The organism is Neorhizobium petrolearium (assembly GCF_017873175.1).
GTDB classification, from domain to species: domain Bacteria; phylum Pseudomonadota; class Alphaproteobacteria; order Rhizobiales; family Rhizobiaceae; genus Neorhizobium; species Neorhizobium petrolearium.
Genome location: NZ_JAGGJW010000004.1, coordinates 259,546 through 278,523 on the forward strand (window position 1 = coordinate 259,546; position 18,978 = coordinate 278,523).

Here is an 18,978-nt window from a genome sequence, read left to right on the forward strand (position 1 = left end):
GATGAAAAAGGTAATGATTTTGCTGGTTTCCGGCCTTCTGGCCATGTCCGGGGCGACCCTGGCCCAGACCGCCGCCGATACGAACAAATCGCTCGACGACCTGTTCGGCCACCACCAGCCCTATGCGGACTTCTTCTCCAGGCTGCAGACTGCCCTCAGTTCCGGTGACAAGCAAGCCGTGGCCGGAATGGTCGATTATCCTTTCCAGGCACGCATTGGCGGCAAGGCCGTCAAGATCAACGATGCCAAGCATTTCGTGGCCGATTACGACAAGATCGTTACGGCAAAGGTAAAGGGCGCCGTCGCCAAACAGACCTATCCGACGCTGTTCGCCAACTGGCAGGGCGTGATGATCGGCGAAGGCGAAGTATGGTTCGCCGAAACGGGGAAAGACGAAAAGCACATGGCGGTCAAGATCACCGCCATCAACGATTGATACGACACGCTTCGCCTCCGCGACTCACCCGCTGAATGCATGGCAGCCATTCGCAAAAGGCAGGTTGTCCGTTCGGCTTGAGAAAAGTCAAAACGGAAGCATAATCTGCCCTGCCCTGCTCATCCCTCTGCGTCGGCGCGCCTGCAGCCGGCGGCGCCCGAAAGAGACTGCCCCCATGACACCTCGGTCCACCGGCCTCCTTTGCGCGCTTTCGGCCGTGACCATCTTTTCTGTGCAGGACGGCATCTCCAAACATCTCGGCACGGCTTATCCGCCGATTTTCATCACCATGATCCGCTACTGGGCCTTTGCAGGCTTCGCCCTGCTGCTCGCCAGCCGCTCGCCGGCCGGCCTGAAAGGCGCGGTCTCCGCCAACCGGCTGTGGCTGCAGATCGCCCGCGGCGTTCTCCTGGCGGTCCAGATCGTCATATCGATCTTCTCCTTTTCGCGCGTCGGGCTTGCGGCAAGCCACACGATCTTTGCCGCGACACCGCTCGTCGTTGCCTGCCTTTCCGTGCCGCTGCTTGGAGAAAAGGTCGGCTGGCGGCGCTGGACGGCGATCGGTATCGGCTTCGTCGGCATTCTCCTGATCATCAATCCGCTGCACGCCACATTCGATACGAAGATCATCGTTCCGATCATGGCCACGCTGATGTTCGCCCTCTACTCCGTGATGACCCGGCTTGCGAGCCGAACCGACGCGGCCGACACCGCCTTCTTCTACACCGGCGTGGCGGGGGCGGCGGCGATCACCCTCGTCGGACCTTTCTACTGGACGCATATCACGTTCACCGACTGGTTCTGGATGCTGGTGCTCTGCATCACCGGCATGAGCGGTCACTACCTCCTGATCCGCGCCTTCGGACTGCTCGATGCGGTCGTCGTGCAGCCCATGTCCTACATCCAGACCGTGCTGGTCTGCCTGATCGGCGTTTTCGTCTTCGGTGAGGTCATGACCTTCAACATGATCGCCGGCGGCGCAATCGTGATTGCCGCCGGCATCTTCACCATCTGGCGGGAATCCCGGCTGGGACGCTTGGCGCCGGCGGCGATCGATCCGCCCGGCACGCCGTAAAGCATCATCCGCCCATCAAATGCGGTGATGGATTGATTGAGCAAAAGTCATTTCGGGAATCACGGCACAGCCCGTATGATTTCTCCTTCAAATCGAGGAGGGATCCCATGAGCCAATCCGCGCCCCGGGCCGCCCGCGCATCCATGCCCTGGCTGATCATCACCGCCGGCGCATTGATCGCCATGCTGACCTTCGGCCCGCGTTCCGCCATGGGTTTCTTCCAACTCCCCATGCTCGCCGATACGGGCTGGGACCGTTCCACGTTCGGGCTGGCCATGGCGATCCAGAACCTCGCCTGGGGTCTCGGCCAGCCCTTCTTCGGCGCGCTTGCCGACAAATACGGTACCGGCCGCGTGCTGACGCTCTCCGGCCTCCTTTACGCCGCCGGCCTCATCCTGATGTCCACCGCCCATTCGGTCGCGATCCTGCATCTATCCGGCGGCGTCATGGTCGGGCTTGCGGTCGGCGCCGGCTCCTTCGGAACCATTCTCTCCGCCTTCGCCCGCAACGTGACCCCCGAACAGCGTTCGCTCGCCTTTGGCATCGGCACAGCGGCAGGCTCCGCCGGCATGTTCCTCTTCGCTCCGCTCAGCCAAGCGCTGATCAGCACCTATGGCTGGTCGGACAGCCTCGTCATCATGGGACTGATGATGCTGCTCGTGCCCGTGCTTGCCTATCCGCTACGCGGCAATGCCAAGTCCGGCACGCAATCCCGGGACGAAATCGACCAGACTGTCGGTCAGGCGCTACGCGAGGCCTTCGGGCACCAAAGCTACCTGCTGCTCACCTCGGGGTTCTTCGTCTGCGGTTTCCAGGTCGCCTTCATCACCGCGCATTTCCCCGCCTATCTCGGCGATATCGGCATCGACGCCCGCTATGCCGTGATCGCCATGGCGCTGATCGGCTTCTTCAATGTCATCGGTTCGTTCGGCGCAGGCATGATCGGGCAGCGCTACTCGAAACCCTATTTCCTCGCCTATATCTATGTCGCCCGCTCGGTCGCGGTAACGGCCTTCCTCATCCTGCCGCAGACGCCGCTCTCGGTGATCGTGTTCGCGATCGTCATGGGCCTCCTTTGGCTTTCCACCGTGCCGCCGACCAACGGGCTCGTCGCCATCATGTTCGGCACGCGTCATCTTGGACTTCTGGGCGGCATCGTCTTCCTGTCGCATCAGGTGGGTTCGTTCCTGGGCGTCTGGATGGGCGGCTTCCTCTACGACCGCTTCGGCTCCTACGATCCCGTCTGGTGGCTCGGCGTGGCGCTCGGCATCTTCGCGGCGATCGTGCATTGGCCGATCCAGGAAAAGCCGGTCGACCGGCCGGTGCTCGCCGCCCAGCCGGCGGAATGACGATCAATCGGCCTGAAGCGGCGGCACCCAGGGGTGCCTATGCTGATCGTAGACCGCCTGCGACGGTGCCGGGAAGTGCGGGTCCGCAAAGGAACCGACGCCGATTGCGATGACGTCCGGCTTGCGCTGCGGCTCCCAGAAGACCGTCGAGCCGCAATCCGGGCAGAAGTGAAGATTGACGGGAAAGCCGCTGTCCGACGGACGGGCATAGGTCTTGCTCGCACCCTCGATGCGAACCCGGCTGCGATCGAAGAAGGCGGCGATTCCGTAGGTGCTGCCGGTGCGCCTCTGGCATTCCAGGCAGTGGCACAGCGAAACCTTGGCAGGCTCGCCTTCGCAGATCGCCCGGAGCTTGCCGCAGGCGCAGGTGGCTATCCGCTCCATCCCTCTCCTCTTCTTCAACTCGCCTGACGCTCCGCCTCGCCGTTCCCCTGAGGCCTTTGGGACAGCGCCTTCAACGCCGCCTGCACGAAACCCTCGCGGGCGGCCTGTTCCGTCAGCCCCCGCGGTTCATAGACATGCCGGTGCAGGAAAAATGCAGTGAGCCGGAAGGCGGTGGCAAGGCTGTCGCAATCGGCAGCAGCGACCGCCCCTTCCCCCAGGAAAGCCGGGAGAGCCAACATGCGGTCGGCGTAGGGGGCGCCTGCCTGGCGGGAGACGGCGCGGCCGCTCTTCGGCGAGACGTAGATGAGTTCCTCCCGCAAGCCGGTCGCAGCGCATTCGGAGAGGTCGAGCCCGAAGCCCAGGTCGTTCAGCACCGCAAGCTCGAAACGGACGAACAGTTCGCCGGCATCGGCCGGGTTGTCCAGTGCATCGAGGATGATATCGAGCGCTTCGAAGAGATGCGGGTGCGGGTCGCGCTCGGGAAGCAGCCGGAGCAGTGCGCCCATAGCCTGCACGCCGTAGACAGCGGTCGCAGTCTCCATCAGCTTTGCCGCGCGCAGTTGGAGCGGTTCAAGACGGAATTCGCCGAGATGTTCGTCGAGACGGGCGCGCCAGACGGCCTCCACGCGGTTTCCCGGCTGCAGGACAGGCTGCATGGTGCGCGAGCGGCCCGAGTGGACAAGACCCAGATGCCGGCCGCGCTCACGGGTCATCAGTTCGGCGATGACGCTCGTCTCGCCGTGGCGCTTGACGCCGATGATGATGCCTTCGTCCTGCCACTGCATATGTCGGTTCAAGCCTCCTGCATGCCGATTCAACACTACCCCATAAGGAGTTCAGACTGAATCGCTTTTTGGCCCCGCTCGTCTTAAGCCGGATGCGAGTATGTACCGGCTTGTCTGGAACAAATAGGGCTCCATTTGGATTCCTGTGCGGAGAATTCACGACGCCAGACAACGCGCTTGGGAGCCCTTATGAAACACGCCCTTCTCGTCGCAGCACTTGCCGCCATGCCTGCGGCCATCTTCCTCGCCTCACCCGCCGCCGCCCAGTCGCAGCAACTCGAACAGGCCTGTATCGCCGTCGCGCAAAACTTCCTGCTGGTGCCGTCGGTCAAGACCGGCATCGTGCAGTCCTTCCCCGAGCTCGATCCGCCAGGGGCACGGCTCACCTACTCCACCCGCGAAGATCCAAAGCCGACCGATTTCAACAACGAGATCGAATGCGAGTTCGACAAGGCCACGGCTCCCTTCAACTTACTGCGCTTCTGCATTTCGGAAAGCTGCTACGGACCGAACGAGCAGGACCAGGAAAATCGCAGACGCTATCAGGAGGTCAAGGCGCTGATGGATCGGCAGAAGAAATAGGCGCCTGACCGACCCTGGATCAAGGACACCGCTGCGCGGACACCATGTGATGGCTGCGGAGCCCTACTCGATCACCATCACATGCGCCTCGCGCGCTGCCCTGATCAGCGCAGCGCGCACGTCTTCGGGGCTCGCCCGATCATGCATGCCCTCGAAGCACACCTTCACCGCCTCGCAAAACTCCTCGCCGTCATCCGTCGGCCATTCCCGCAAGAGCACATCTGCAGCTTCCTCGACCGAATGTACCACGCTGTATCGGCCCGTCTCATGCATCGCCAATCCAACCGGCTGAAACTGGTGCAATTTGTCCCGTTTCATGACGTTCTGCCCTTGCCTCGCTGCCACATTAGCAACGTTGCAATAACCATGCCGTGAGACCGGTGCGAACAGGAAAGCAGGAAATGGAAGCTCGCCACCCCGCTCTCCTAGAGGGGGTGCCGTTGCCGCCGCTATGCGGCGGCGCTTCAATGCCTCGGGAATTCCAGGCCCATTTCGCGGAAACGCTCCGGGTCATCACCCCAGTTCTCGCGCACCTTGACGAAGAGGAAGAGATGCACGGGCTGTTCCAGGATTTCGGAGAGCTCCTTGCGGGAGGCGGTGGAGATCGCTTTTATCGCCTCGCCGCCTTTGCCGAGCGCGATCTTCTTCTGGCTCTCGCGCTCCACGTAGATCACCTGCTCGATTCGCACGGAGCCGTCCTTGCGCTCTTCCCACTTCTCCGTCTCGACATGCGAGGAATAGGGAAGCTCCTGATGCAGGCGGAGGAACAGCTTCTCCCGGGTGATCTCGGCGGCGAGCTGGCGCATCGGCAGGTCGGAGATCTGGTCCTCGGGATAGTACCAGGGGCCTTCGGGCAGCGTTTCCGCCAGATAGTCCATCAGGTCGTCGCAGCCGGAGCCGGTGGTGGCCGAGATCATGAAAGTGCGCTCGAAGGGCACAACCTCGTTGGCAGCCGCCGCGAGCTTCAGAAGATCCTCGCGCTTCACCTGGTCGATCTTGTTCAAAGCAAGGATCTTCGGCTGGCGGACCTCCTTCAGGCCTTCCAGTATCGCTTCCGCATCGCCGCGCAGGCCGCGCTCGCTGTCGATCAGCAGCATGATGAGGTCGGCGTCCTTCGCCCCGCCCCAGGCACTCGTCACCATGGCGCGGTCGAGCCTGCGGCGCGGCTTGAAGATGCCGGGCGTATCCATGAAGACGATCTGCGCCCGTCCATGGATGGCGATGCCCCGCACGATGGCGCGCGTCGTCTGCACCTTGTGGCTGACGATCGAGACCTTGGCGCCGACGAGGCGGTTCACCAGCGTCGACTTGCCGGCATTGGTCGGGCCGATCAGAGCCACGAAGCCGGAGTGGGTGGCGCCGGCTTCCTTCTCGTCACCCGCGATGTGTTCGTTCTCTGTCATCTTGTCCAATTCATTGTTCGGCAGGAGGTCTCTGCCACACGCCTTCGCGTTCGAGTATCCTGGTTGCCGCCACCTGTTCGGCGGCGCGTTTGGAACGGTCGACGCCGGTTTCCGGCGCAACGCCCGGAATCTCCACCGTCACCGTGAAACGCGGATCATGATCCGGCCCGCTGCGGTCATCGACCCTGTAGGAGGGCGTCAGTCCGAATTTCGCATGCGCCCATTCCTGCAGCTCGGTCTTCGCATCGCGCCGTGCGCCATCGGCGCGGGTGGCGCGATTTTCCCAATGCTTCAGGATGAAAGCGCGGGCGGCTTCCAGCCCCCCATCGAGATAGAGCGCGGCAATCAGACTTTCCACCACGTCGGCGCGCACATTCATCATGCGCTTGCCTGTCAGCTTCTTCACGTCGGCGCCGGTGCGGATGAAACGGTGCAATTCCAGTTCGTCGGCAACGGTCGCGCAGCTCTCGGCGCTGACAAGCTGGTTCAGGCGAACGGAAAGCTCCCCCTCGGCAGCGGTGCGGAAAGTCGTGAACAGGAGTTCCGCGACGCAGAGTCCGAGCACACGGTCACCCAGAAACTCCAGCCGCTCATAATTGGCCCCCTTGGACGAACCGGTGCTGGCATGCGTCAGCGCCCGGTCGAGCCATTGCTTGTCGGTGAATTCATGGCCGACGGCCTTTTCAAGCTGGCTGCGTTCCTCCGCCGAAAGCGCCTTTGCCCTCATCACTCGACGACCTTGAAAATCCTGTCCCAGCGCATGTTGGTCGGCCACTTCCAGACCTCGCGGAAGGAAGTATCGTTGCCGAGCGAGAAGAAGATGATGCTGGCACGACCGACGAGATTTTCGGCGGGCACATAACCAACGTCGAAACGGCTGTCGAGCGAGTTGTCGCGATTATCGCCCATGAAGAAATAATGGCCCTCGGGAACAACGAATTCCTGGGTGTTGTCGCCGCGCGAAACGTTCGACTGGTCGAGCGTGTCATAGGAAACGCCGGTATCGAGCGTCTCGCGGAAGACGGGGATATGGTCACCCGGATCCAGGCTGTAGTCGGACGCAAACGTCCCGTCTGCCTGCTTCGGCACCGGCTGGCCGTTGACGAGGAGCACGCCGTTCGTCACCTGCACGCGGTCGCCCGGCAGGCCGATGAGGCGCTTGATGTAATCGACATCCGGATGGCTCGGCAGGCGGAAGACGATGATATCGCCGCGCTTCGGCTCGTTGAACTCGAGAATGCGGCCGGAAAACAGGTTCGGAGAGAACGGTAGCGAATACTTCGAATAACCGTAGGCGAACTTGTTGACGAAGATATAATCGCCCACAAGCAGCGTCGGCATCATCGAGCCGGAGGGAATGGTGAAGGGCTGGAAGAGAACCGTGCGGATCACCATCGCCAACAGCAATGCCTGAATGATGACCTTGATGTTTTCCCAAAGGCTGTTCTGCGATTTGGTTTCGGCGTTTTCGGACACGTCTGAATTCTTTCTCTTTCCAGCGAGGTGCCGCTTTCTAACCCCTTCGCAGAGCCGCGGCAATGGCTCATCGGGTCACGGGTCCATGATCAGGCCGGGACCGGCCTTGCCTCGATCACCACAAAGGCCTGCGCGTAAGGGTATTCGTCGGTGATGGTGATGTGGATTACCGGTTCGTGACCGGCCGGCATCAGTTCGGACAGCCGCTCGGCGGCGCCTCCGGTCAGCGCCATGGTCGGCTTGCCGCCGGGCAGGTTGACGACGCCCATATCCTTCCAGAACACGCCATTCGCCAGGCCGGTGCCGAGCGCCTTGGAACAGGCCTCCTTGGCGGCGAACCGCTTGGCATAGGATGCGGCACGGTTCTTGCGCCGATCGGATTTCGCCCGCTCGATCTCGGTGAAACAGCGGTGCGTGAAACGCTCACCGAAGCGTTCGATGGATTTCTCCACCCGGCGGATATCGATCAGGTCGCTGCCCATGCCGATGATCATGCGGTTCCTTTTTTAATTTTCGAGCATGCGGTTCTTCCGAAACCGGTTCCCGCTTTCGGGCGACATGCTCATGCTCCGTCAGTCTTCATACTGACTTGAGCGCTCCTGTTCGCGCCGTCAAGCGTTCACGGCGGCGATTGCGGAAACTGCGCACTCCCAAGTAGGTGACGGCGTAGAAGACAAGACCGCAAAGAAGCCCGGGTGGAATGGAGCCGATGAGCATCGGTTCCAGGATCGGCCGCCAAAGCTGGGAGATATCGAGATGGTGGAAGAGTGCGCCGAGGTCGATACGGTCGTGGCCGGCGGCGCTTTGACCAAGCATGATCTCGCCGATCTTCCAGGTCAGTGGCCAGATGATGGGGCAGGTCAAGGGATTGGCGAAAGCGGTGCCGAGAGCCGCTGCAACCACGCTGCCGCCAAGAAGCCAGGCGATCGGGATTGCGAAGAGAATGTGGAAGCCGAGGAACGGGGTCCAGGCGCTGACGACGCCGACCGCGATGCCAGCCGCCACCGCATGCGGAGATCCGCCGACCCGCATCACCTTCAGGCGATAATAGTCGAGGCTGCGGCGAAAACCCCTGGACGGCAGGATGGCGCGGCGCAGTCTCTCACGAAATCCAAGCGGGGTGCGGCGGCGAAACGGCATGGAGACTTATCTGTTTCAGCGGCGCGGACTTTTTCAACCGGCCGCAGGGCTCTCTTCTTCATCGGATATGCGGCTCTAGCCCAAGCCCACGATGATGGCAAAAATTGGCCCGGCTCACTCCAGGGAATAATTTCCGCAAAAGAGGCCCGCTCCTTGGCTGCACATCGCGGCCCGTGGAGCCTTGCACTGACCGCGCGACATTTTCCGCGCGGCGGAAACGGGTTCAGGATCTCAAAAGCCGGACTTGCGGAACATGCCGCGGTCGATCTGGCGCATCCGGTATTCGAGGTCGATCCGGTCCTTGGCTTCGTTCAGATAAGCGATTTCACGATCCTGGGTGGTCGGGACCCGGAAGGCGCGGGCGAACTTGCGTACTTGCTCAAACATGACTGTCTTCTTTCTCTCTTATATTGCACTGCAGCAATATAAGACGAGGCCTCACGTTTTACCAACGCCGCAACCGCTGGTCAGCGTTGCGTGGGGAGCATGGCGGGGGGATGAGGTGGGCAGAAAATGGGCTGAGATCATTGGCGACATCGGCCCGAAGCGGTCAACGGCCGCCGTGAAAGTTCCGCCGCGAAACTCCGGCTTGGCGAGGGAGTTTTGCGGCGAAACTGCTCGAAGGTTTCAGGACGTCACAAGACTGATACTAGTTTTCAGACTGCCACGAAGCCGCCATCGACAAATAGTTCCTCGCCGCCAACGAAGCTGCTTTCGTCCGATGCCAGAAACAGAACCGCCTTGGCGATCTCTTCGGTCTGGGCGAGCCTGCCGAACGGAATAGTTTGCTGCATCCAGTCTTCAGCGCCGGCATTGTTCTGAAGATAGGTCTGCATTGCCGGTGTCAGGACCATACCCGGTGATACGACGTTCACACGAATGCCCTGGCTTTTCAGATCGGTCGTCCATGTTCGTGCGAACGAGCGGATCGCTGCCTTTGTAGCGCTGTAGATGGACAGGTTGGCAAAGCCCTTGCTACCCGCCCCCGATCCAGTCAACACAACAGCACCACCGGCAGACATCAGGGGTAGAGCCTTTTGCACGGTGAAGACCATGCCCTTCACGTTGATGCCAAAGACGCGGTCGAAATGATCTTCTTCAATGGCGCCGATCGTGGCGGATTCGGACACGCCGGCATTTGCAAATACCACGTCGACGCGGCCGTGATCACGCTTTACCTCCGCATAGAGCCTGTCGAGGTCTGCAAGATCGCTGACATCGCCTTGAACGCCAACAGCGCCGTTGCCGATTTCCTGTAGCGCCTCGTCCAGGCGTTCTTGCCGGCGTCCCGTGACATACACATGGGCACCTTCTGCGGCGAACAACTTGGCTGTTGTTAAGCCTATGCCGTCCGTTCCGCCCGTGATCACCACGACCTTGTCCTCAAATCGCTTCGTCATGTCATTCGCTCGCTTTCGCAATAAGTGGAGGATTGCTCCACTTACTATATGGAGATATCCTCCACTTACAAGTCATGGCGAGGCAGATTTTTTGGCCGACGAGACCCCATTGCGAGCCGATGCGCAGGCGAACAAGGAGCGAATCCTTGCCGCAGCCGAGGAAATTTTCATGGAGCGAGGCGCGGGCGTTTCATTGGACGAGGTCGCAAAGCGCGCCGGGGTTGGGATCGGGACGCTCTATCGCCGCTTCCCAACGCGGGAAGACCTCCTGGCCGCGACCTACAGCGCCCGATTCGTGGCTTTCGCTGAGACGAGCCGTGCCAGATCAGCCAATCTCGACCCTTCAAACGCCTTGCGTGCCTACCTCGAAGAACTCGTCCAATATACGAATGTTTATCGAGGTTTTGCGGCGTCTCTCGGGACGGTTCTACAGATTGGAACAGCCGGATGTCTCGCTACCAGTGAAGAAGGTGCCCGACTTTTGCATACCGCACAGAAGGCGGGAGCTGTTCGACCTGATATCAGTTTCAACGACATAGTCTGCGTAGCGACCGCAATATCACTAGCTACCGAGCAAGACAGCTCACCACAAGCGCACATCGCTCATTTGGTTGGCGTATTCATGAATGGGATCGTTGAGCGCTGAAACTCCCACGATGACCGCTTCCGGCGCAAGGCAGTCATTCAATCCGAGCGTCTGGACCGGCTTACACTAATCATACACCCGCTTCACGTTCGCGACGACGTCGAGTTCCTTCATCTGCAGCAGGAGCTGGTTGAGCTGCCTCAGGTCCCAGACCTCGACTTCCATGGTGATCTCGGAGAAGTCGTCGGCGCGGTTGCTGCCCATCGTCAGCGTGCGGATATTGATGTCGAGCCCGGCGATCGTCTGGGCGACAGTCGCAAGCGTGCCGGGTTCGTTCAGCGTGTTGACCTCGATCTTGGCGAGAAAGCGTGACTTGTTCGCCTCGTCAAGGTCCCAGCGCACGTCAATCCATCGCTCCGGCTGGTCATCGAACCGCTGCAGGGCAGACGCCTGGATCGGGTAGATGGTGATGCCCTTGTCCCTCTCCATGATGCCGACGATGCGGTCGCCGGGGACCGCGCCGCTTGGAGCGAACCGCACCTGCATGTTGCCGGAAAGGCCGCGGATCGGCAGCGGGTCCGGCCCGGCCTCGATCTCTTCCGGTCCAACGCGCCGCTGGTTCGGCAGCTTGAAGATCATGCCCGAAGCGCTGCGCATATTGAACCAGCCGTCATCGGCGGCAGGCTTCACGGTCACCCGCTCGTCCTGATAGTCGGGGAAGACGGCGCGCAACACGTCCAGCGAGGAGAGCTCGCCGCGGCCGACGGCGGCGATCGCATCCTCGACGTCCTTGTACGCCAGCCGGGGCAGTGCGGGCTTCAGCGCATCGCGAGAGAAAACCTTGCCGGCCCGCTCGAAGGTGCGCTCCAGAATGCGGTGGCCGAGGCCGGAATATTGCTTGCGGATCGCCATGCGGGTGGCGCGGCGGATCGCCGAGCGCGCCTTGCCGGTCACGACGATCTCTTCCCATGCGGCCGGCGGCACCTGCACGCCCGAGCGGATGATCTCCACCTCGTCGCCGTTGTTGAGCCGTGTCACGAGCGGCATGATACGGCCGTTGATCTTGGCGCCCACCGTCGTGTCGCCGATGTTCGTATGGACCGCGTAGGCGAAATCGATCGGCGTCGCGCCGCGCGGAAGCGCGATCAGCTTGCCCTTCGGCGTGAAGCAAAAGACCTGGTCCTGGAAGAGTTCGAGCTTGGTATGCTCCAGGAATTCTTCCGGATTGTCTCCTTCTGCCAGCGACTCAATCGTATGACGCAGCCAGGAATAGGCATTGGATTCCCTCGGCAGGAGTTCCCCTGCCCTGCCATCCTTGTAGAGCGCATGGGCTGCGATACCGTATTCGGCAATCTCCTGCATGAGCTGGGTGCGGATCTGCAGCTCGATACGCTGGCGCGACGGACCGACGATCGTGGTGTGGATCGAGCGGTAGTCGTTCTGCTTTGGATTGGAGATGTAGTCCTTGAAGCGGCCCGGCACGACGCGCCAGCGGGTGTGGACGATGCCGAGCGCGCGGTAACAGGACGGGATGTCGCCGACGATGATGCGGAAACCGTAGACGTCCGAAAGCTGCTCGAAGGAGAGCGACTTCGACTGCATCTTGCGGAAGACCGAATAGGGCTTCTTCTGCCGGCCCTTCACGAAGGCATCGGTCAGGCCGTTGGCGATCAGGAGTTCGCGCAACTCGTCTTCGATCTTCTTGATGAGGCCTTCGTTGCGGGCCTCCAGCTCGGCCAGCCTTTTGGTGACCGTCTCGTGGGCCTCCGGATTAAGGTTGCGGAAGGCGAGCTCCTCCAGCTCGTCGCGCATGTCCTGCATGCCCATGCGACCGGCGAGCGGCGCATAGATATCCATGGTCTCTTCGGAGATGCGCGCCTTCTGCTCCGGCTTCATGTGCTCCAGCGTGCGCATGTTGTGGAGCCGGTCGGCGAGTTTGACGAGCAGGACGCGCACGTCATCGGAAATGGCAAGCAGCAGCTTGCGCAGGTTCTCCGCCTGCTTGGCCTTCTTGGAGACGAGGTCGAGACGTTTCAGCTTCGTCAACCCCTCGACCAGCCGGCCGATATCTTCGCCGAAGAGCTCGTCGATCTCGGCGCGGGTGGCGGTCGTGTCCTCGATCGTGTCATGCAGCAGGGCGACCGCGATCGTGGATTCGTCCAGGTGCATATCGGTCAGGATCGCGGCCACTTCGAGCGGATGAGAAATATATGGGTCGCCGCTGGCGCGCTTCTGCTGGCCATGCTTCTGCATGGCGTAGACATAGGCCTTGTTGAGGAGAGCTTCGTTGGCATCGGGCTTGTATTTCTGAACCCGCTCGACGAGCTCGTATTGCCGCATCATCCTGAAAAAAGTCCTCGATACCGCTCGTCTTGACACGTTTAGGGATGCCCGGAACCGGTTGCCAACCGTTTCCCCATGGCGGGCAACGGCACCGGGCGAAAAGAAAATGGCGCGCCAACCGTCAGGTTGGCGCAGCCATCATAAAACATCCAGCCAGATTAGGGCGAGAGGATGAACGAAAACTTGCCAAACAAAGATTTCGTTCAGTATCCGTCGCTCTTAGTAGTCGTCGCTCTTTTCCGGCGGCACCAGGCCTTCGATACCGGCCAGCAGCTCCTCTTCCGACATCTGATCGAAAGTGACGGTTTCGGGAAGTTCCTCTTCCTCGTCGCGGTCGGAGGCCACGGCAACGCCGCCGGCGGCGATCAGCGAAGCCGGATCGGGCTCGGGCTCGTCCACTTCCACATGCTTCTGCAGCGAATGGATGAGGTCTTCCTTGAGGTCGTCCGGCGAAAGTGTCTCGTCGGCGATTTCGCGAAGGGCGACGACCGGGTTCTTGTCATTGTCGCGGTCGATCGTGATGGACGCGCCCTGCGAAATCTGGCGGGCCCGGTGGCTCGCAAGAAGAACGAGCTCAAAACGGTTATCGACTTTGTCAATGCAATCTTCTACTGTGACACGGGCCATTGCCTGTCCTTTGGGTCATGAATTTCGGGATTGATACGCCCGATACAGCCATTGCGCGGCAAATTCAAGTTTTTCTGACGAACGCGGTCTGAATACATTCGACCGGGCCCCCTTGGAGCATCAAAGAGATTCAACCGCAGGCTGCTTGGATTATTGCGAATCGTGCCATAAATGACATTTATATGAATAGTTCGTAATGTAGTGGATTATTCACGGGTTTTGGATCAGCTTATATTGACCAAGGCCCTGCCTGCCAAGCAGGTTTATAAGAACAAGGGGATGGAGACCATATGTTTGACCCAAGAGAGAAGATTGCTCTCTTCATTGACGGCGCCAATCTTTACGCTGCATCGAAAAGCCTCGGTTTTGATATTGATTACCGGAAACTGTTGAAGGCTTTCCAGAAGCGCGGTTATCTCTTGCGGGCTTACTATTATACGGCTCTGATCGAGGATCAGGAATATTCCTCCATCCGCCCGCTGATCGACTGGCTCGATTATAACGGCTACAAGGTGATCACCAAGCCTGCCAAGGAATTTACCGACAGCATGGGCCGCCGGAAGATCAAGGGCAACATGGATATCGAACTGGCGATCGATGCCATGGAACAATCGGAAACGGTCGACCATCTCGTGCTCTTCTCTGGCGACGGCGATTTCACGACGCTGGTGGAGGCCTTGCAGCGCAAGGGCCGCAAGGTTTCGGTCGTCTCCACGATGTCCACCCAGCCGCCGATGATCGCCGACGACCTGCGCCGCCAGGCCGACCACTTCATCGACCTGATGACGCTCAAGGCAGAAGTCGGCCGCGATCCTTCCGAGCGTCCGGTCCGCCCGACGGAATCCGCCGAAGCGGTCGATCTCTGATCTCAAGCGGCGGCAATGTTCTGCGCATGTCGTTTCAGCAAAACCGTCGCGCCCGTCTGCGCGAGATGCGATAAAGAATAGGCGCCCGTTTTTCGGCGGCGCCTTTTTCGATTTCGGGGTAGAAAGCTCCATGCTTTTCAAACGCCCTTCCGATGATATCCTCTACGAAGCCCTGGTCGCCCGCGACGCAGCCTATGAAGGTTTTGCATGGGCGGCCGTGAAGACGACCGGCATTTTCTGCCGCCTCACCTGTCCGGCCCGCAAGCCGAAGCGCGGAAACACCACATTTTACGGCACGATCGCGGAATGCCTGGAGGCGGGCTTTCGCCCCTGCAGCCGCTGCCGGCCGATGCTGAAACTCGGCGAGGCAGACCCAATGGTGACTCGGCTCCTCAATGCGCTCGATGCCGATCCGCACCGCCGTTGGAGCGAAGACGACGTGGTCTCGCTTGGCGTCGACCCTTCCACCGCCAGGCGCGCCTTCAAGCGGCAGTTCGGCATGAGCTTCCTGGAGATCGCGAGGCTGAGGCGAATGGGCAAGGCGGCCGAGACACTGACGTCCGGCACGAGCGTCATCGATGCGCAGATCGACGCCGGTTATGAATCCGGCAGCGGTTTTCGCAGCGCCATGACGAAGCTCTTCGGTGCGGCTCCCGCCAACCTGCGCGACAAGACGCTGCTTCGTGCCGACTGGATCGAGACACCGATCGGACCGATGATGGCGATCGCCGACCAGCATGCCCTGCGTCTCCTCGAATTCGCTGAACGCAAGGCCCTGCCGGCCGAAATCAGGAAACTTCAGAAATTTACCGGCAGCGGGATCGTAATGGGCCGGCATCCGCCGATCGACGAGATCGAACAGGAACTGAAGGCCTATTTCGCCGGCGAGGACCGCGGCTTCAGGACACGGCTTGCCGGCCACGGCTCACCGTTCCAGCGGCAGGTCTGGGAGGCGCTCAGGGCGATCCCGGTCGGCGTGTCGCGCACCTATGGTTCGATTGCCGCAGAACTCGGCCTCCCCTCCTCCACCCGCGCCGTTGCAGGGGCCAACGGCGCCAATCAGATCGCAATCGTCATTCCCTGCCACCGTGTGCTTGGCGCTGACGGCAGCCTGACCGGTTATGGCGGCGGGCTGTGGCGCAAGCGCTGGCTTATCGAGCATGAGCGGCGCATGGCCATGCGCCCGGTCAGTCATTCGACCGCGGCAGTGGTTTCCTGATTGAGGGACGGCTCGCGTTTCGCAGTCTTGTTGGTTCGAAAGATCGCTTCGACGACCAGCGACAACGGCAGGCCTATGACAAAGGGGATGAAGAAATAGATTACCCGAAAGGCGACCAGAGAGCCGATCGAGGCCGCATCACCCATCACGTGCCTGACCGTCGCTTCCAGTACGCCGAGACCGCCGGGTGCATGAGTGATGAGGATTGCCAGATTGGCGAGGACGAAAGCAGTCGCCGCTTTCAGATAGCTCACATCCGCCGTCGCAGCCATGACCTCGCGCAGGCAGGCGGACACGAGGGCAAAGTTGATCGTGCCTATCACCACCTGGGCGACGGCGATCCTCAAGGTCGGCATCTGAAACGTCCACGCCCGTACCTTCAAGGGTGTGCGGAGGAAGGCCGCGAGCGCCAGATAACCGGCCGTTGCGGCAAAGCAGGCAAAGCCGATCGCCCGGGTGACACCCTCGCCCATGCGCAGCACCGATGCGATATCCTTCGGATTGACGACGAGAACAATGCCAGAAAGCACGGTCATGCCGAGACCGACCGTGACGCCCGAGAGCAGCACGATCTTGGCAACATCTTCCGTGCTCATGCCCCAATGGGCATAATAACGATAACGCAACCCGCCGCTGCTGAGCCCTGCCAGGCCGACGCTCTGACCGATCGACAGCGCCACGAAGGAGGCGAGCGCGACCTTCGGATAAGCAAGGTCGTTCTTCACATAACGCACGCCTGCCCAGTCGAAACCGGTCAGGCAGAGATAGGAACCGAAGGCGAAGCCGAACGCGGCCAGGAGATTGACAATCGGAATGGCCTTGACGGAGTCGACGATCTCCGAAGCCGAGTATTCACGGAATGTATGGTAGAGAAGGTAGCCGGCCAAACCGAAGCCGATGACCACCGTAACGTAAGTGAGAATTTTCTTCGCCATCGCCTACTCGCGTCCACGGAATGAACCGCAACGGGCGGATGCGGAGATTGTTCCTGGACGGGAATTTCAGATACGGCCGATGATGCGCGAAAATGCGGGATCGTTGCGATTATAGCCACGCGCCGTGCCATGAAACCTCAGATCCGTTTCGGCAAGCTCGCTGATGTCATCGACATGAAAGAGCCGCCAGCCGGCGCCTGTGCCGGAAATCTGCCAGCCGCTCAGAGCCAGTTCGCCCGTCCCCACATATCCCAGGATATGCGGCCGCACCCTGCGCGCCACATCCTTGTAGCGGAGTTCAAGAACCTTCCGCCGGTCGATCGCGTCGATGATGATATCCGGATAGTCCATGCCTCACCTCTCACCCACAACGAGTGGTAGGGAGCAAAGTTCACGGGTGTCAGAGGGCGTCGAAGTTTATGTCCTGGGCGCCTTTCCAGAGCACAAGCTTGCCCATTTCCTCGAGCTGCTCGCGACCTTCAATAACCGTCAGGAAGTGATTGCCTGCGAGAGCGCCCATCTTGCTCGCAAACGAGGAGCTGCCGTAGGCAAACAGCAGCTCCGTCTCGCTGTGGCCACCGGGATAAAGCAGGATATCGCCACGCGAGGGATGGCAAGTGTGGTTTTCGAAACCGGCGCCGAACCGGAAATCGCCAAGCGGTACCCAGACCGCCTCTCCGCTCCAGCGGGAATGGATGACCTGATTGCGGAACGGCAGGAAGGTCTCGAAGATGCGGCAGGTCTCAGGCGCCTTTTCACGCTCGAAACGGGCGATGAAGGCAAACGGGCCGACCGTGATGCGCAAGCCTTCCATGCCGGTCAATTCGCCTTCAGTAGCCGCGATTTCTGGCGGTTCCAATCGCGCTCCTTCTCCGTCTCGCGCTTGTCGTGCAGCTTCTTGCCCTTGGCGAGCGCGAGCTCCAGTTTGGCACGGCCCTTCTCGTTGAAATAGATCTTCAGCGGCACCAGCGTCATGCCCTCGCGGTTGATGGCGGCACGCAGACGGTTGATCTCACGCTTCGAGAGCAGCAGCTTGCGGCGGCGGCGCGGCTCGTGATTGAAGCGGTTCGCCTGCAGATATTCCGGCAGATGCGAATTGATGAGCCAGATCTCATCGCCCTCGTCCGAAGCATAGGATTCGGCGATATTCGCCTTGCCGTCGCGCAGCGACTTGACCTCGGTCCCTGTCAACACCAGGCCGGCCTCGTAAGTGTCGATGATTTCATAGTTGAAGCGGGCCTTGCGGTTTTCCGCGACAATCTTGTTGACCGTGCGCTGACTGCCTTTGGGTGCCATGGGATAGATTCCGTTCCGCCCTTTTTCTGAACATAAATCCCCGCCCATGGGCGATGAGCGGGGTTTGATCCTTATCTAATGCGCGAGACGTGAAATGTGAAGCTTCTGCAGCTTTCGCTTCAGTTCAAGAGCCCCGCGTGACGCATGGCCGCGTCGATTGCGGCTTCCGTCGCCGGCTCCAGCGTCGAGATCAACGGGGAACGCACCATGCGGTTCATGCCGCGCAGTCTGTGCAGGGCATATTTGGCGCCGCAAAGGCCGGGCTCCATGAAGATCGCCTTGTGGAGCGGCATCAGCCGATCCTGGTATTCGAGCGCCTTCGCGTAATTGCCGTCCAGCATCGTGGCCTGGAAGTCGGCGCAGAGACGCGGTGCGACATTGGCCGTGACCGAGATGCACCCGACACCGCCGTGAGCATTGAAACCGAGCGCGGTCGCATCCTCACCCGACAACTGGACGAACTCCTTGCCGCAAGTGATGCGCTGCTCGGAGACCCGCTCCAGCTTGCCGGTCGCATCCTTCACGCCGACGATGTTTCTATGAGACTTCGCCAGCGCACCCATCGTCTCCGGCGACATGTCGATGACCGATCGCGGCGGGATGTTGTAGATGATGATCGGCAGCCTTACGGCTTCCGCGATCGCCGAGAAATGCGCGATCAACCCCTTCTGCGTCGGCTTATTGTAATAAGGCGTCACGACCAGGATAGCATCGGCGCCGGCGTTTTCCGCGTGCACGGCCAGTTCGATCGCTTCCCGCGTGTTGTTGGAGCCCGCACCGGCGATGACCGGGACCCGCTTTTTCGCCACCTCGACGCAGAGTTCCACGACGCGCTTGTGCTCGTCATGGGACAGTGTCGGCGATTCACCGGTGGTGCCGACCGGCACCAAGCCGCTGCTGCCTTCACCGATCTGCCATTCCACATGCGCGGCAAAGGCGTCTTCATCCACCAAACCATCGGTGGTGAAAGGGGTGACGAGGGCGGGGATCGATCCCTTGAACATGCAAAGCTCCCAATCGGCCGCAATCCATGCTTCGGCCGCAATCCGTGACTAAGGTCGCGCACAATAAAGCGG

Annotated in this window: 24 protein-coding genes; 7 read left to right on the forward strand and 17 right to left on the reverse strand. The window is 60.9% G+C overall.

From position 1 onward, the window contains the following. The first annotated feature begins 1 nt into the window (after position 1). The 3 genes from J2046_RS09635 to J2046_RS09645 all read left to right on the forward strand — a co-directional run bounded on the left by J2046_RS09635 (position 2) and on the right by J2046_RS09645 (position 2,860). On the forward strand, positions 2-436 hold the full coding sequence (locus J2046_RS09635) for a hypothetical protein (RefSeq protein ID WP_210051157.1): 435 nt from the start codon (positions 2-4) through the stop codon (positions 434-436). A gap of 175 nt (positions 437-611) precedes the next feature. After that, on the forward strand, positions 612-1,511 hold the full coding sequence (locus J2046_RS09640; protein WP_210051158.1) for a DMT family transporter: 900 nt from the start codon (positions 612-614) through the stop codon (positions 1,509-1,511). A 107-nt stretch (positions 1,512-1,618) separates the two neighbouring features. Continuing rightward, the gene (locus J2046_RS09645) at positions 1,619-2,860 is read left to right on the forward strand and encodes an MFS transporter (protein ID WP_210051159.1); all 1,242 of its coding nucleotides are present in this window, start codon (positions 1,619-1,621) and stop codon (positions 2,858-2,860) included. Positions 2,861-2,863: 3 nt separating this feature from the next. Here the strand turns inward: J2046_RS09645 and J2046_RS09650 are convergent, their stop codons facing one another. Both J2046_RS09650 and recO read right to left on the reverse strand, forming a co-directional pair. Next, on the reverse strand, positions 2,864-3,244 hold the full coding sequence (locus J2046_RS09650; protein ID WP_210051160.1) for a GFA family protein: 381 nt from the start codon (positions 3,242-3,244) through the stop codon (positions 2,864-2,866). Positions 3,245-3,258: 14 nt separating this feature from the next. Beyond that, positions 3,259-4,029, reverse strand: a complete 771-nt coding sequence (gene recO / locus J2046_RS09655; protein ID WP_210051161.1) for a DNA repair protein RecO — start codon at positions 4,027-4,029, stop codon at positions 3,259-3,261. A gap of 189 nt (positions 4,030-4,218) precedes the next feature. Between recO and J2046_RS09660 the strand changes: the two genes are divergently transcribed. Continuing rightward, complete coding sequence (locus J2046_RS09660; protein WP_210051162.1) at positions 4,219-4,611, forward strand: hypothetical protein; 393 nt, start codon at positions 4,219-4,221, stop codon at positions 4,609-4,611. Positions 4,612-4,674: 63 nt separating this feature from the next. Here the strand turns inward: J2046_RS09660 and J2046_RS09665 are convergent, their stop codons facing one another. The 8 genes from J2046_RS09665 to J2046_RS09700 form a co-directional block, all read right to left on the reverse strand. After that, positions 4,675-4,929, reverse strand: a complete 255-nt coding sequence (locus J2046_RS09665; protein ID WP_210051163.1) for a DUF982 domain-containing protein — start codon at positions 4,927-4,929, stop codon at positions 4,675-4,677. Positions 4,930-5,075: 146 nt separating this feature from the next. Next, positions 5,076-6,014, reverse strand: a complete 939-nt coding sequence (gene era, locus J2046_RS09670) for a GTPase Era (protein WP_210051165.1) — start codon at positions 6,012-6,014, stop codon at positions 5,076-5,078. Between the two features lie 10 nt (positions 6,015-6,024). Further along, positions 6,025-6,741 (reverse strand): ribonuclease III, encoded by a 717-nt coding sequence (gene rnc / locus J2046_RS09675; protein ID WP_210051166.1) that lies wholly within the window; start codon positions 6,739-6,741, stop codon positions 6,025-6,027. Beyond that, complete coding sequence (lepB, locus tag J2046_RS09680) at positions 6,741-7,490, reverse strand: signal peptidase I (protein WP_210051168.1); 750 nt, start codon at positions 7,488-7,490, stop codon at positions 6,741-6,743. Before lepB ends, rnc begins: the two co-directional genes overlap by 1 nt. Positions 7,491-7,579: 89 nt before the next feature. Continuing rightward, positions 7,580-7,984 carry a holo-ACP synthase gene (acpS, locus tag J2046_RS09685; RefSeq protein WP_210051169.1) on the reverse strand — a complete coding sequence of 135 codons (405 nt, stop codon included), beginning with the start codon at positions 7,982-7,984 and terminating at the stop codon, positions 7,580-7,582. Positions 7,985-8,069: 85 nt separating this feature from the next. After that, the gene (locus J2046_RS09690) at positions 8,070-8,630 is read right to left on the reverse strand and encodes a DUF2062 domain-containing protein (RefSeq protein ID WP_210051171.1); all 561 of its coding nucleotides are present in this window, start codon (positions 8,628-8,630) and stop codon (positions 8,070-8,072) included. Positions 8,631-8,861: 231 nt separating this feature from the next. Further along, complete coding sequence (locus J2046_RS09695; RefSeq protein WP_210051173.1) at positions 8,862-9,017, reverse strand: DUF3563 family protein; 156 nt, start codon at positions 9,015-9,017, stop codon at positions 8,862-8,864. 269 nt (positions 9,018-9,286) lie between these two features. Next, positions 9,287-10,030 carry an SDR family NAD(P)-dependent oxidoreductase gene (locus J2046_RS09700; protein WP_210051174.1) on the reverse strand — a complete coding sequence of 248 codons (744 nt, stop codon included), beginning with the start codon at positions 10,028-10,030 and terminating at the stop codon, positions 9,287-9,289. 91 nt (positions 10,031-10,121) lie between these two features. Between J2046_RS09700 and J2046_RS09705 the strand changes: the two genes are divergently transcribed. Next, positions 10,122-10,676 carry a TetR/AcrR family transcriptional regulator gene (locus J2046_RS09705; RefSeq protein WP_210051175.1) on the forward strand — a complete coding sequence of 185 codons (555 nt, stop codon included), beginning with the start codon at positions 10,122-10,124 and terminating at the stop codon, positions 10,674-10,676. A 66-nt stretch (positions 10,677-10,742) separates the two neighbouring features. Here the strand turns inward: J2046_RS09705 and J2046_RS09710 are convergent, their stop codons facing one another. Further along, positions 10,743-12,959 carry a RelA/SpoT family protein gene (locus tag J2046_RS09710; protein WP_210051176.1) on the reverse strand — a complete coding sequence of 739 codons (2,217 nt, stop codon included), beginning with the start codon at positions 12,957-12,959 and terminating at the stop codon, positions 10,743-10,745. Between the two features lie 219 nt (positions 12,960-13,178). Next, entirely contained in the window at positions 13,179-13,586 is a 408-nt protein-coding gene (gene rpoZ / locus J2046_RS09715) for a DNA-directed RNA polymerase subunit omega (RefSeq protein WP_037154557.1), read from the reverse strand. Between the two features lie 290 nt (positions 13,587-13,876). Between rpoZ and J2046_RS09720 the strand changes: the two genes are divergently transcribed. Both J2046_RS09720 and J2046_RS09725 read left to right on the forward strand, forming a co-directional pair. Next, positions 13,877-14,452, forward strand: coding sequence for a LabA-like NYN domain-containing protein (locus J2046_RS09720; RefSeq protein WP_037154561.1), 576 nt, complete (start codon positions 13,877-13,879; stop codon positions 14,450-14,452). A 130-nt stretch (positions 14,453-14,582) separates the two neighbouring features. Beyond that, complete coding sequence (locus J2046_RS09725; RefSeq protein ID WP_210051177.1) at positions 14,583-15,671, forward strand: bifunctional transcriptional activator/DNA repair enzyme AdaA; 1,089 nt, start codon at positions 14,583-14,585, stop codon at positions 15,669-15,671. Here the strand turns inward: J2046_RS09725 and J2046_RS09730 are convergent. The 5 genes from J2046_RS09730 to dapA form a co-directional block, all read right to left on the reverse strand. Next, positions 15,644-16,606 carry a lysylphosphatidylglycerol synthase transmembrane domain-containing protein gene (locus J2046_RS09730; protein ID WP_210051178.1) on the reverse strand — a complete coding sequence of 321 codons (963 nt, stop codon included), beginning with the start codon at positions 16,604-16,606 and terminating at the stop codon, positions 15,644-15,646. The two genes, J2046_RS09725 and J2046_RS09730, sit on opposite strands and share 28 nt — an antisense overlap. Positions 16,607-16,672: 66 nt before the next feature. Continuing rightward, positions 16,673-16,957, reverse strand: coding sequence for a hypothetical protein (locus J2046_RS09735; RefSeq protein ID WP_210051187.1), 285 nt, complete (start codon positions 16,955-16,957; stop codon positions 16,673-16,675). Positions 16,958-17,006: 49 nt separating this feature from the next. Further along, the gene (locus J2046_RS09740) at positions 17,007-17,420 is read right to left on the reverse strand and encodes a DUF3830 family protein (RefSeq protein WP_210051627.1); all 414 of its coding nucleotides are present in this window, start codon (positions 17,418-17,420) and stop codon (positions 17,007-17,009) included. 5 nt (positions 17,421-17,425) lie between these two features. Beyond that, positions 17,426-17,902, reverse strand: a complete 477-nt coding sequence (gene smpB, locus J2046_RS09745; RefSeq protein WP_037154571.1) for an SsrA-binding protein SmpB — start codon at positions 17,900-17,902, stop codon at positions 17,426-17,428. Between the two features lie 119 nt (positions 17,903-18,021). Continuing rightward, positions 18,022-18,906 (reverse strand): 4-hydroxy-tetrahydrodipicolinate synthase, encoded by an 885-nt coding sequence (gene dapA / locus J2046_RS09750; RefSeq protein ID WP_210051189.1) that lies wholly within the window; start codon positions 18,904-18,906, stop codon positions 18,022-18,024. Positions 18,907-18,978 lie beyond the last annotated feature (72 nt).